8 protein-coding genes are annotated in these 14,113 nt (G+C 46.9%); 2 read left to right on the top strand and 6 right to left on the bottom strand.

The features are described from left to right. Nucleotides 1-47: 47 nt before the first annotated feature. Nucleotides 48-2,660: an ABC transporter permease gene (locus tag ACYVGO_RS18405; RefSeq protein WP_460970499.1), complete on the bottom strand. Its 2,613-nt coding sequence runs from the start codon at nt 2,658-2,660 to the stop codon at nt 48-50. 106 nt (nt 2,661-2,766) lie between these two features. Beyond that, a complete protein-coding gene (locus ACYVGO_RS18400; RefSeq protein ID WP_460970498.1) occupies nt 2,767-3,105 on the bottom strand; it encodes a PadR family transcriptional regulator in 339 nt (112 codons plus the stop codon). Between the two features lie 271 nt (nt 3,106-3,376). Here ACYVGO_RS18400 and ACYVGO_RS18395 point away from each other — a divergent pair, with 271 nt between their 5' ends. Beyond that, on the top strand, nt 3,377-3,901 hold the full coding sequence (locus ACYVGO_RS18395) for a dihydrofolate reductase family protein (protein WP_460970497.1): 525 nt from the start codon (nt 3,377-3,379) through the stop codon (nt 3,899-3,901). A gap of 562 nt (nt 3,902-4,463) precedes the next feature. Here ACYVGO_RS18395 and ACYVGO_RS18390 read toward each other — a convergent pair. Next, nucleotides 4,464-5,459: an aldo/keto reductase gene (locus ACYVGO_RS18390; RefSeq protein WP_460970496.1), complete on the bottom strand. Its 996-nt coding sequence runs from the start codon at nt 5,457-5,459 to the stop codon at nt 4,464-4,466. Between the two features lie 164 nt (nt 5,460-5,623). On the opposite strand from ACYVGO_RS18390, the gene ACYVGO_RS18385 reads away from it, so the two are divergent. After that, on the top strand, nt 5,624-5,980 hold the full coding sequence (locus tag ACYVGO_RS18385) for a winged helix-turn-helix transcriptional regulator (protein ID WP_142772084.1): 357 nt from the start codon (nt 5,624-5,626) through the stop codon (nt 5,978-5,980). 150 nt (nt 5,981-6,130) lie between these two features. Here the strand turns inward: ACYVGO_RS18385 and ACYVGO_RS18380 are convergent, their stop codons facing one another. From ACYVGO_RS18380 to ACYVGO_RS18370, 3 genes are all read right to left on the bottom strand, one after another. Further along, a complete protein-coding gene (locus ACYVGO_RS18380; RefSeq protein ID WP_460970495.1) occupies nt 6,131-8,755 on the bottom strand; it encodes an ABC transporter permease in 2,625 nt (874 codons plus the stop codon). 24 nt (nt 8,756-8,779) lie between these two features. Continuing rightward, entirely contained in the window at nt 8,780-11,377 is a 2,598-nt protein-coding gene (locus tag ACYVGO_RS18375) for an ABC transporter permease (RefSeq protein ID WP_460970494.1), read from the bottom strand. Between the two features lie 99 nt (nt 11,378-11,476). Beyond that, nucleotides 11,477-14,074, bottom strand: a complete 2,598-nt coding sequence (locus tag ACYVGO_RS18370; protein ID WP_460970493.1) for an ABC transporter permease — start codon at nt 14,072-14,074, stop codon at nt 11,477-11,479. Nucleotides 14,075-14,113: the final 39 nt, after the last annotated feature.

The raw sequence follows: 14,113 nt of genomic DNA, 5'->3' as shown, positions 1-14,113 counted from the left end.
GTTAGTAAAAACGGGTGTCCAGCCGACCGTCCCGGTCGGTACTTCAGTTACTCGCTTCGTAACGATTTAACCGGGTTAATCAATGCCGCTTTGATGCTTTGGAAGCTGACTGTCAGCAACGTAACCAGGAGGGCGCCCACTCCTGAGACAGCAAAAATCCACCACGATAGCTCCGTTCGATACTCGTATTTCTGGAGCCAGTTGCCGAGAAAATACCAGGCGATGGGCGTAGCGATACCGAAGGCGATAATGACCAGAATCACAAAGTCTTTGGAGAGCATCAGCCATACATTAGTTACGGATGCACCAAGCACTTTTCGCACGCCAATCTCTTTGGTGCGCTGCTCGGCCACGAACGATGCCAGGCCGAACAGACCTAAGCATGAGATAAAAATGGCCAGGATGGCAAACCCCGAAGCCAGCTTGCCGATGCGCTCCTCGGCGGCAAATTTCAACGCGTACTGCTGATCCGTGAATCGATAATCGAACGGGCTACCCGGATTGAATTTTCGGAAAACGGATTCGATACTGGCCAATGACTCGCTGGTACTTCGGCTCGGATTGAGCTTAATGTTGATGACATTGGCCCATCCGTAATCCAGTACATACACCGTCTGATAAACAGGCTCAAAGGGTGAGGCCATGAGCATGTCCTTAATAACTCCAACTACCCGATAGGGCTTGCCATTCCACTTAACCTGCTTGCCTACCGGGTCTTTGATGCCCATGTAGCGCACGGCTGTTTCATTCAGCACCATGCCCGACGAATCACTCGGAAACTGCCGGGAAAAATCGCGGCCCTGAGCAAACTGCCAGCCTACTGTTTTGCCAAAATCGTGCGTAACGGCAATGGTGCCAAAGTTATCTTTGAAGCCAGGGTCTTTGCCCACCCAGTCGAACCCACTATTCTGCGAATTCAGATCGGTTGCCGGGGTCGATGAGGTCGACATATCCAGTACGGCGCCGGTTCGGATCAGGTCATCGCGGAGGGCGTTGTAGTGTTCATGTAATTCCGGGGTGTTCATGGCAACGGTAATCAAGCCGCTTCGGTCATAGCCTACGGGCCTACTTTTGGCGTGCTCAATTTGCCGGAACACAATTATGGTTCCGATGATCAGGGTAACGGAAACCGTAAACTGTACCACCACCAACACCTGGCGGGGAATCGACGCAAATCGACCCACCCGGAAAGTTCCTTTCAGCACCTTGACCGCCTGGAACGATGATAGGTAAAGGGCTGGGTAGCTACCGGCAATCAACCCCGTCAGTAAACTAAAGCCAAGCCCGGATAGCCAGAAAACAGGGTTGGTCCATAAAATACCGACCTGTTTATCCGCTACTTCGTTGAAAAGAGGCAATATAAGTAGTACCAGGAGTATAGACAATCCAAATGCGAAGGCCGCCACCAGCAATGACTCGCTAAAAAACTGCCCGATCAACTGACTGCGCACCGAGCCAACGGCTTTCCGAATACCCACTTCTTTGGCGCGTTTTTCGGAGCGGGCCGTGCTCAGGTTCATGAAGTTGATGCAGGCCAGCAGCAGGACAAATACGCCAATGATGCCGAATAACCAGACGTATTGAATCCGCCCTTCCAGGTTTCCCGATTTATCCCAGCCCGAGTACAGGTGCCAGTTACGCATGGGCTGGAGGTATACCTTTGGCTTGATAAACGCTGATTCGGGGCTGTGTTTCAGTCGTATGTTTTTGATTTTTTCCGACACCGCATCAACCGTTGTATTCGGAGCGATCTGAGCCAATACCTGCCAGGAGAAGTTTCCCCATTCTACATTGTCCTGCGCCCGTTTTACCCAACCTTCCGAGGAGGCATACAGATCCCAGGGGGCAATGAACTTCATATCTCTGAACTCGGTATTGTACGGGAAATCTTCATAAACGCCCGTTACTTTCACGTCCAGTTTATTGTCGATCTTCATGAGCTTACCTACCGGATCAGACGTGCCGAACAGCGCCTGTGCAACTGATTCAGACAATAATATCGAAGCTGGATCTTTTAAGCCGGCCCGTGTGCCGCTGATCATCTTCAGCGTGAGCATATCGGGCGCATCGGCACTCAGGTAGTTGCCGGTTTTGGTGAATTTTTTGTCGCCAAACGCCAGGATATGATCGCGCGTCCAGGAGGACATGATCACATGGGTAAAATCACTGGCGTACACCGTCCGCAGCTCCGGGCCCATGGGGGCAGGGTTATATTCGCCATGAAACACCTCACCGTTGAACGTTCCGGTTTGCATGACCTTGGCAATCCGGTCGTAATTCTGGAAGTACTTATCATACGACAGTTCATCGTAAATCCAGAGGCCAATCAGTATTGCCACCGCCATACCCATAGCGAGCCCACCAATGTTGATGAAGGAATATGCCTTGTTCTTAACAAGATTCCTCAGCGCGATTTTCAAATAGTTGCGTAGCATAATAGGACTTAAAAAGAAGATGGTCGGGTATTCGGTTGATTTTCGTTTGGCCAAAGGCCGCATTAGTTTCAAAACGTTTAAGCTATACCGCCAGCGAGCTTGTCGCACACCCATCGTTTGTTCCCAATAAGCATAGAGTTCGAGCAGGTCGCCCTGCACTTCTTCTCGCGTGTCGGGATGACCGAAAGTTTCCAGAAGCCAATTGGCCCAGCGGGGCGGTTTCATTCGATTAATGGATAATTGATAATGTAAAATGGATACTGAAAGTAAACGGGAATTGCTGCTGATTTACAGAGTATTGCACATTACTCATTATTCATTGTACATTAGTTTAGCCTCCCATCAATTGCAGCGTTTGTGGGGGGAGTGCTCCCCATAGTTCCTCCCGTACCTGCTTCACTTCCTGCAAGGCTTTTCGTCCGGCGGCCGTAACGGCGAAGAATCGTTTTCGTCGCCCACCCCGCTCGGCGGTAGCACCGCCCATTTCGGAGGATAAAAAGCCCTTTTCGGCCAGACGTTGCAACGTGGTGTGTACCGTACTGAACCCGACTGAACGTCCGGTTTTCTGCTCAATCTCCTGCGTAACAGTTACGCCGTAAGCACTCTCATCCAGTACGGCAACGGTAAGCAGCACAATCTCTTCAAACTCTCCCAAAAAGGCCCTTTTCATAGCAGAGGTTATTTAATACGATAATGTCGATCAAATGCGGTGCCAACTCGCTGATAGTGCTCTGAATGTAGATTTAAGGCCATTTTTTAGAAAACAGACCTGGTTGAACTGTCCGTTTCTGGACAACAGGTGTCCGCAAAACGGACAAGTGGGTCCAGTCTGCGCGTATAGGTAGTTCGGGGTTTTCTATACCTGACAATTTTATGGTCATCAACTTGATGTCTGATTTTTCTGCCCTCAATTTTGCCTAAATCATTCAGAACCGACGACTATGCGCAACGTAATTTTAGGAGTGGCCGTTAGCCTGGACGGCTACATTGAAGGACCCAATGGGGAGTATGACTGGTGCTTTACCGACCAGGATTATGGCATGACGGCTTTTCTGGCGCGAATTGATGCGTTAGTTATGGGTCGTAAAACCTACGAGCTTCTAACCAACCCCGACGAAGTGGCTAGCAACTATTCGTTTGATGCCTACAAAAAGTATGTGTTTTCGAATACGCTTGCAGAGGTAGCTGCAGGCGCAGAGCTACTTCGCGGAGACGTTAGAACACAAATGGACGCACTTAAAAATCAGCCCGGCAGCGATATCTGGCTCTTTGGTGGCGCTGACCTAACCGCTTCGTTTCTGCGGGAAGGACTGGTCGATGAAGTACAACTGGCGATTCATCCGGTTATTCTGGGAGCCGGAAAGCCACTCTTTACCAACATCCAGGATCGGATTAACCTAACCCTGGTCGATTCAAAAACGTATTCAACGGGGCTTGTTTCTTTGTTTTATAAATTGACAAACTGAGAACTTATATGTAGTAGTTTGTGCGGAAAACCAGTAGGTTATGAGTAAATGAGAGCGTTTTTCTGCTTTTATTCAACAGAAAAGCATAGCAGAATATCCGCTATGCTTTCCAAACCAACCTAATCTGAATAACGGCACCATTTCTCCCTCTCGACTGAGAGGGAGAACCGCCGGTTCATTTGCATTATGCTTCTCAGCCACTTCATGCTGAAAAACACCGCTGTTTATTGCGTAAGTTCTTAACTAGATATCTAGATAGGGCTTTGATCGGGAAGTTACTTATCGGCAAAATGAACTCCTAAGGCCGGTATATGTAGTACTCAAACGAATCATGGGAAGATTTGTATTATAAACAACATCATACAACTACTTGTTCGTTGGGTGTTAACCAACTGTGGTTGCAACTTAATGTACTAGGAGTATAAAACAAAAAAGCACCCATTTTTGAGTGCTTCAAGACAAGTTAGTACTGGTTTATTTATAATCGCTGATCGATGTTATTTTTCAGCCATACCTTCAGACTCTGATGCTGTAAGTAGTAAAGTACTGCGATAAGAAGCGCTTATTTTACCAGTTCCAGTTCATTTAACTGAGTAGTAATAAAGCTTACTTCGGTTGGGGTGAGGTCTATGTCGACAGCAGCCGCATTTTCCAGCGCCTGTTTTTCATTTCGGGCACCTGCCAGTGCAATGGTAATACCCGGTTGCTCTGTAGTCCATTTCAACACTAACTGCCCAACAGTAACTTGTTTGTCATTGGCAAGCGGACTGATTTTGTCGAGAAAGACATTAACGCGCTTGAGGTTCTCATCGGTAAAAAAGTACAGGGAAGCCCGGTGATCATCCGGCGCAAACTGATAGCCTGGCTTCATCTTGCCGGTAAGCAACCCCCGCTCCAGCGGGCTATAAGCGAGAATGGATAGGTTATTTTGGATGCAGTAGGGGAGAGTAGCCTGTTCAATATCACGCTTGACCATGCTATACGGAACCTGATCAGAGACCAGATTTATGTACTTGGATGCTTCAGCCAGTTGGTCCACATTGTAGTTGCAAACGCCCGCATACAGCACTTTCCCCTGTTCGATCAGTAAGGAAACTGCTTCCATCGTTTCCTCAATAGGCGTTGTTTTATCGGGCCAGTGGATTTGGTAGAGGTCAATATAGTCGGTACCCAGTCGTTTCAGACTGGCTTCGCATTCGTTAATAATACTTTCCTTGGCTGCGTATTTGTAAATGGTAAGCGGCCTACCATCATTGCCTTTGCTATTCATGGCAAAGTCGCCTTTGGCCTGGTCCCACCGCATGCCATATTTGGTGAGTAGCTGGATCGTATCGCGGGGAAGTTCCTTGATGGCTTCGCCTACGATTTCCTCACTCAAGCCCTGGCCATAAACGGGGGCCGTATCGATAGAGGTTACGCCTGCATCGTATGAGGATCGGATGGCTTTTACCGCTTCATTTCGTTCGGTGCCGCCCCACATCCAGCCACCCGCTGCCCAGGCACCAAACGTGATTACTGAAATCTCGAGGTTAGAATTTCCTAATTTTCGGTACTGCATAGGTCACTATTAAAAACGCAATGTCTAACTTTAAGAACGTAAATCAGTAGCGTCAGCAATCTACTCCTTTTGTTGGAGCCCTGTTACAAAGGAATAGGTAAGTACCGCTACCGCCAAGAGTTGTAAAAGATTGTGAGTTACTCCTAAAAAAATTAGTACTAGTTATGAGAAAACTAAGCTCCACGAATTATTATAACCAAACTTTTCTGGAAGAGAAATGTAGGCTAAATGAGCTTATTCATTTATTGAGTAAACGATGGCTCACGGAAGTATTATTCAGCATAGAAGAAGGGAATAGCCGATTTTCGACCCTAAAGGAGGACTTAGAGCATATCAGTGATAATATCTTGGCTGACCGCTTAAAACTTCTTGAACTACATAAATTAATTATCAGAAATGATAATTTTCGGGAAGTGCCCGCTAGAGTCGAATATTCGTTAACACCAATCGGCGAAAAACTCAGCGAAATGCTGGATGTTATGTGCAAATTTTCGGAAAATGAAATGGAATTTCCTGCCTGATAACTCGTTAAGAAAAGTAAGATTGAATTTAAACACAGAGCCACGGAGAACACAGAGAAATAATTTAATTTCCTCTTTGTTCTCCGTGGCTCTGTGTTTGAAAAATCTGTTAAACAATAAAGCGTTTTTGAAAAGGAATTTGCCTGTTCTTTATTCACTTCGTAAACTTTTCACCGGATTCATTAAAGCCGCCTTCACACTTTGAAAACTGACCGTCAGTAGGGTGATAATCAACGCGCCCACGCCGGAGGCTGCAAAAATCCACCACGATAGCTCCGTTCGGTACTCATAATTCCGGAGCCAGTTGCTCAGGAAATAGTAGGCAATGGGGGTGGCAATGCCCAGAGAAATAATAACCAATAACACAAAGTCTTTGGAGAGTAAACCCCACAAGCTGAATACGGATGCGCCCAACACTTTACGAACCCCAATTTCTTTGGTACGTTGCTCGGCTACGAACGAGGCCAGGCCAAATAGACCCAAACAGGAAATGAAAATGGCGAGTACGGCAAAAAAGGAAGCCAGTTTGCCAATCCGCTCTTCGGTCGCAAATTTTTTGGAATACTCGTCATCCACAAATTTGTAATCAAATGGAGCGTTGGGAATTATTTTCTTGAAAGTCGTTTCCAGTGTTGCTAGAGCTTCATGCGTGCTTACAGTCGGCTTTATTTTGGCAAAAATGTATCCTTTATAGCCTTGTAGGAAGAAAATGGTTGGTTTTATGGGCTCAAAGGGCGATTGCATCACCATATCTTTGACGACGCCAATCACCTTAAAATTACTACCGGCATTAAATTCTGTATCCCAGTTGATGGTTTCCCCAATTGGATTTTTTAACCCCATTTCCTTTACGGCAGCTTCGTTCAGGATAAAGCCGGCCGAATCAGTCGCAAATTCTTTCGAGAAATCCCGACCCACTACAAACTGCCACCCAATGGTTTTTCCGTAGTCATGGCTGACGCCCAACGTACCAAAATTGGTTTCGAAACCTGGATCTCTTCCTTCCCAGTCAAAGCCGCCATTCATAGCACTAATGTCGGTTACCCGGCTTGACGATTCGGCCATTTCGGTTACTACCCCGGTTTTTAGGAACTCTGTTTTTAATAGGTCTGATTTGCCCTCAAAATCGGGCGTGCTTTTCCGGAATACGATCAAATTTTCGCGGGAATAGCCAACGGGACGGTCTCTGGCATATTGAATTTGCCGATACACAATGATTGCCCCAATAATGAGAATGGTTGATACAGAAAATTGGACGACCACCAGCACTTTTCTCGGCATTGAAGCCAGACGACCGGGTAGGATAGTTCCTTTTAATATGCTGATTGGCTTAAAAGAGGATAAATAAAGCGCTGGATAACTGCCTGAAAATAGACCGGTTATAACAACAAAAACAAGTGAAATTTCCCAAAAAAACGGATTGCTCCATAGGATAGCTATCTGTTTATCGGCCACATGGTTGAACCAGGGTAGGGCTAGTTGAACCAGTAACAAGGCCGCAGCAAAGGCAAAGGCCACTGTGAGTAATGATTCCGCAAAAAACTGGTTGATTAATTGACTACGCATCGAGCCAACTGCTTTCCGAATCCCAACCTCTTTCGCCCGTTTTTCGCTACGGGCGGTGTTCAAATTCATAAAATTGATGCAGGCTAATACCAGCACGAATACGCCTATGATGCTATAAATCCAAACATACCGTAACTCCTCACTGGTGGCTATAACGCCATTTTTATAGGTTGAATACAAATGCCAATTGTGCATGGGTTGGAGAAACAGTGCCGGTTTACGTTCAGCATATTCTTTGTCAACATGAGCGAGTTTCAGGTCTTTTATTTTTGCAGAAACACCCTCAAATGTTGCATGCGGAGCTAGTTGCGTATAGATGTGCAGGAAATTATTGTTCCAATCGTCTTTGTGGTCTCTGAGATAATCATCCATCGAGAGCATCAAATCCCAGGGAGCTATAAAGGTCACGGCTTTGAACTCAGAGTTATTGGGAAAATCCTGGTAGACGCCTGTTACTTTCACCAGCAGTTTATTATCTAATTTCACCAGTTTACCCATAGGATCAGCTTTGCCAAAAAGCACATTAGCCAACGTTTGTGACAGCAGAATCGAGTTTAGCTCTTGCAATCCATTTTTACTTCCGTAGTTCATACGTAGCGAAAGCAATTCAGGTGCTTCTACCTGCATATAGCGCCCTTTTTGGGTAAAAACTTTACTTTCAGAAGCAACAATGTAGTTTTGTGTTTGCGTGGACATCACTACATAAGTGAAATCGTCTTTGAAATTGGTACGCAACATCGTTCCTAGTGGAATAGGGTTATTCTCTCGGGTACTCGTTTCACCGCGAATCGTTTGATGTTGCATCACCCGCGCAATTCGCCCGTAATTTTGGTGATATTGATTGAACGACAGTTCATCATAAACCCATAAGCCAATCAGTATGGCTACGGCCATCCCAATAGCAAGGCCACCAATGTTAATGAATGAATTGACCCGATTCTTGGCCAGATTCCGAAAAGCAATTTTTAGATAGTTGCGTAGCATGGTTGTTAACGCTGGATTTGGGTATTGAATCCTGGATTCTCGTTTCATTAAAGAAGGGCGCATCAGACTAATCACATCCTTCACATAGCGCCAGCGGGCTTTTCGCAGGCCAATCTGGTCGATGCGTTCCTGGAACAGTTCATCCAAATCCCCTTCCAGCTCATCCACCCGGTGGGGCGCACAGAACAGGTGCAGCAGGTATTTGGCGAAGTGGGGAGGGGTCATAAGCTGTAGTGTCGACGGTCGGTACTACTCACTCCGTAACGATTTCACCGGGTTCGTCAGCGCGGCTTTGATGCTTTGAAAGCTGATTGTGAGTAAAGTAACAACAACAGCACCTGCGCCCGACGCGGCAAAAATCCACCAGGATAGTTCGGTACGGTATTGATAGTTCTGGAGCCAGTCGGACAGTACATAATAGGCAATGGGAACAGCCAGACAGAAAGCAATCAGGACCAGAATCACAAACTCTTTGGAGAGCAGCCGCCAGACGTTAAATACTGATGCGCCCAGCACTTTCCGAATCCCGATCTCTTTGGTCCGTTGTTCGGCCATGAACGAGGCTAATCCAAACAGCCCCAGGCAACTAATCAGAACGGCTAAGCCCGAAAATCCACCCGCCAGTCTACCGATTCGTTCTTCAGTTCCGAATTTTTTGGAGAACTGATCATCCACAAATTTGTAATCGAAGGGTGAATCAGGGCTGTAACTTTTGAATACCTGCTCTACTTTCGACAACGCTACATGAGCCGATAATTGGGGCGCAAGTCGTAGGGTAATGGTATTGACATTCCGGTAGTTGACCGCAAAAAAAGACGGACTGACTGGCTTAAACGGATCTTCTTTTACCATGTCTTTAATGACACCAACGACCTTGTATTCGCGACCGCTTTGCCCAATAATTTCACCAATTGGACGCTTGAGGCCCATTAGTTTTACCGCTGCTTCATTTAAAATCATCGAAGAGCTGTCCGTCGTAAAATCCCTGGAGAAATCCCGGCCTTCCTTTACCTGCCAGCCAACCGTTTTGCCATAATCGTGCGTTATGTAATTCGACATGACCAGGGGTTTACTGTCGTCCTTTTTGCCCTTCCAGGAAATATTGGTTGTACCACCACTCTGGCTTGTTATTGAACCTGACGATTCCGCCATACCGGCCACGGCTCCTGTATTGATCAGGTCATTCCGTAAGGCCGTGTAATGACCGGACAGCTCAGGCGCATTCATCCCAATTTCAATCAACCCGGTACGGCTATAACCCACCGGCCGGTCTTTGGCGTGTTCGATCTGCCGGAATACGATGATGGTGCCGATAATGAGCGTAACGGAAACGGTAAACTGAAAACCGACCAGCACCCGACGTGGAATTGTAGCTGAACGATTGGTTCGCATAATACCCTTGAGGACTTTGATGGGCTGGAACGAGGATAAATACAGCGCTGGATAACTTCCTGCAATCAACCCGGTCAGCAAACTGAAACCCAGTCCAGCGAACCAGAACAGCGGATTCGCCCACAGAATTACCATCTTTTTTTCGGCCACCTGATTGAAAAAAGGCAAGGCAAGCTGCACAAACAGAATCGACAGGACAAAAGCCAGCAATGCCAGCAGGAGCGATTCACTAAAAAACTGCGTAATCAACTGACTCCGAACGGAACCAATTGCTTTTCGAATGCCGACCTCTTTAGCCCGTTTTTCTGAACGTGCCGTACTCAAATTCATAAAATTGATGCAGGCCAATAGCAGCACAATCGTGCCGATGATGCCAAACAGCCAGACAAACGTAATCAGGCCACCCGTATTAACGCCGTCTTTAAAATCCGAATACAAATGCCATTTGCTCAGTGGATGGAGAAAAAACTCAGGTTTGTAGCCCGGAGGATTATCCCGCTTCATTCGGATATCCCTGATTTTAGCTGATACCTGATCGAAGTCGGCACCCGGTTTGAGTTGGGCAAAAATCTGGTACGAATTGGAATCCCATTGATCCTGGTCGCGTTTGGCGCTTTCGTCGTTAGCCGCAAAAAATTTCCAGGGTACCAGAAACGTCACGTCATTGAATGTATTATTGGCCGGGAAATCTTCGTAAACGCCCGCTACGTTCACCGTCTGTTTATTATCCAGTTTGATCAGCTTATTGAGCGGATTCTCGGTTCCGAACAGCGCCTTGGCGAGTGATTCAGACAGGAGAATCGAATTGACATCATTGATCCCAAACCGCGTGCCTGACAGGATAGGCAGCGACAGCATATTGATAAAATCAGGCTCGACATAATTGCCTAATTTCATAAGTTTCTTGTCGCCAGCAGCCAGAATCACATTCCGTGTGACAGATATGCCAACCGACTCGAAATCAGGATACTTGCTCCTCAATTCCTGCGCTAGCGGAATCGGTAGCACATCATAGGACGCTTTCTCTTCTTCAAACTTCACAAATTGCCAGAGTTTAGCCAGTCGGTCAGCGTTTTTAAACTGTCTGTCGAACGAGAGTTCGTCATAAATCCAGAGCCCGATCAGCATCGCTACGGCCATGCCCGATGCCAAACCAAAAATGTTGATGAAGGAATAGACCCGGTTCTTAACCAGATTCCTGAATGCGACTGTCAGATAATTGCGTAGCATGGTTGTAATAGCTGGGTTGGGATATGCATTTGTACGTTCACGTTTCAATAAAGAAGGCCGCAGTAAACTCAATACATCCTTCACATAACGCCAGCGGGCTTTTAGCAGGCCAACCTGTTCGATGCGTTGCTGGAACAACTCGTCCAAATCCCCTTCCAGCTCATCCACCCGGTGGGGAGCGCAGAGCAGATGCAGCAGGCGGGTGGCTAGGCGGGGCGGGTTCATAATGAATAATGTACAATGGATAATGAAAAATGAATTTGGGCAGTCTTGGTCACGTTAGGGGCATTATCCATTGTACATTATCCATTTTTCATTGGCCATTTACTCCGACCGTAGGGAGGTAACTGGGTTCATCAACGCGGCTTTGATGCTTTGGAAACTGACTGTCAATAAAGTGATCAGCAAGGCACCTGCGCCTGAGACGGCAAAAATCCACCACGAGATTTCGGTATGATACGTGTATCGCTGAACCCAATCCTGCATGAAATACCAGGTTACCGGAACGGCAATGAACAGCGAAATAATAACCAAGACCACAAAGTCCTGGGAAAGCAACTGCCACAAATTGGATACGGAAGCACCCATTACTTTTCGGATGCCAATTTCTTTGGTTCGTTGCTCCATCACGAATGACGCCAGCCCAAATAAGCCTAAGCAGGAAATGAAAATGGCGAGTACGGCGAAGACGCTGGCCAGTTTGCCAACTCGTTCTTCTTCACCGAATTTCTTCGCGTACTCCTGATCGGCGAATTTGAAATCGAACGTATTATCCGGATCGTATTTTTTGTAGATCGCTTCCACTTTAGCCAGGGCTTCGGGTGCACTTTTTGTCGGATTTATTTTAAACGTTATCAGCGAAAGTCGTTTGTAATTGATAAAGAAAATGGTCTGTTTAACTGGCTCATAAGGCGATTGAGTCACCAGGTTTTTAACCACGCCAATGACTTTAAAAGGCTCGCCACTCCATTGGATGATTTCACCGATCGGCTTCTTTAACCTCATATAGGCAACCGCTGCTTCATTCAGAATAAATCCGGTGGAATCGGTCGCAAATTCTTTGGAGAAATCCCGGCCTTCTTTGAGCTGCCAGCCAATCATTTTTCCGAATTCATGGGTGATTCGTAACGTCACAAATTCATCGGCCATGTTAGGGGCTTTCCCTTTCCAGCTTAAACCGCCGTTGGTTACGTAAGTGTCGGTTATAGGCGAATCCGTGGCAGCCACTTCCTCAATGACCCCCGTATTTAACAGCTCATCCCGGAAGGCCGCAAAATGAGTAATGAGGGTATTGGCTTTTATGGGCACCGATACTAAACTACTACGACTATACCCCACAGGTCGATTCTTGGCGAATTCAATCTGCTGAAAAACAATCAACGTACCGATTATCAGTGTGATCGAAACAGTGAACTGAACGACCACCAGTACTTTGCGTGGAAGCGCTGCCAATCGCCCAACCCGGAAGGTTCCTTTTAAAACTTTTATTGGCTGAAACGATGACAGATAAACGGCAGGATAGCTACCGGCTACTAAACTGGTGAATAGGTTGAAGCCAAGCACCGAAATCCAGAACAGCGGATTGTTCCAGGGAATGCCAATTTGCCGGTCGGCTATAGCGTTGAAGGCAGGCAGCGTAAGGACAACCAACAGGATGGCGAAGATAAATGCGATGCTTACAAGGAGAAGCGACTCACTGAAAAACTGCAGCATAATCTGCCTCCGAACCGACCCAATCGCTTTCCGAACCCCTACTTCTTTGGCTCGTTTCTCGCTTCGGGCGGTGCTCAGATTCATGAAATTGATACAGGCCAGGAGCAACACAAACAGGCCGATAATGCTGAATAACCTAACATACTGAATTTGCCCACCTGTATTTACCCCATTTTTAAACTCCGAATGCAAGTGCCAGTTGGCCATCGGAAGCAGAAACAGTTCAGGTTTAAATCGAGCGTCGCTTTCGTGTCGGACTTTATTAAGTTTGGCATCTTTAATAGCTACCGACACCGTTTCCATGGTGGCATTATCAGCGAGCTGCACAAACGTCTGGAACCAGCTATTTCCCCAACTGAGCCATTCGGGTAAGTCTTTCTTTTTTAGGTCCCAGGGAGCAATAAATGTCAAATTCTGAAACGAGGAGTTGGGCGGTAAATCGGCATAAACGCCCGTTACTTTTACGTCCCATTTCTTGTCGATGTTGATGAGTTTGTTCAACGGGTCAGCCTCGCCAAACAGCGACTTTGCCACCGATTCGGAAAGCAGAATAGAGTAGGGGTCGCGAAGGCCAGCCCGTGTACCTTTCAGCATGGTGAGCGTCAGCATCTCGGTGATGTCGGGCTCTACGAAATTTCCGACTTTCGTAATTTTCTGATTGCCAACCGATAATAGGTGGTCGCCAGGAAAATCGGCTGTGACAACGTATTTAAAATGCGACCCGTAACTGGTTCGTAATTCCGGGGCTAACTGCATCGCCTGACTTGACCAGGTATCAATCTTATCGTCGAAAGTCTGATTCTGCATCACTTTCGCGATACGATCATAATTGGCGTAATTCTGGTTGTAAGCAAACTCATTGGCAACCCACAGACCAATAAGTATAGCCACAGCCATGCCGGTTGCCAAACCGGCAATGTTGATTGCTGAATATCCCTTATGCTTGGTAAGGTTCCGGAAAGCAACTTTCAGATAGTTTCGTAGCATAGTTGTAGTTGTTGGTCTCGGGTAGGTAATACCTTCACGTTTCATCAGCGATGGCCGCAGTAAACTCAATACATCCTTTATATAGCGCCAGCGGGCTTTTCGCAGGCCAATGACCTGGACTCGTTGCTGGAACAACTCATCCAAATCCCCTTCCAGCTCATCCACCCGGTGGGGAGCGCAGAACAGATGCAGCAGGCGGGTGGCTAGGCGGGGTGGGGTCATAATGAATAATGTACAATAGATAATGAAGAATGAATTTGG

The sequence above is a fragment of the Spirosoma migulaei genome, from assembly GCF_054776855.1.
Note: the sequence above shows the minus strand (reverse complement) of the source record. Positions and strands in the feature narration are given on the sequence as shown.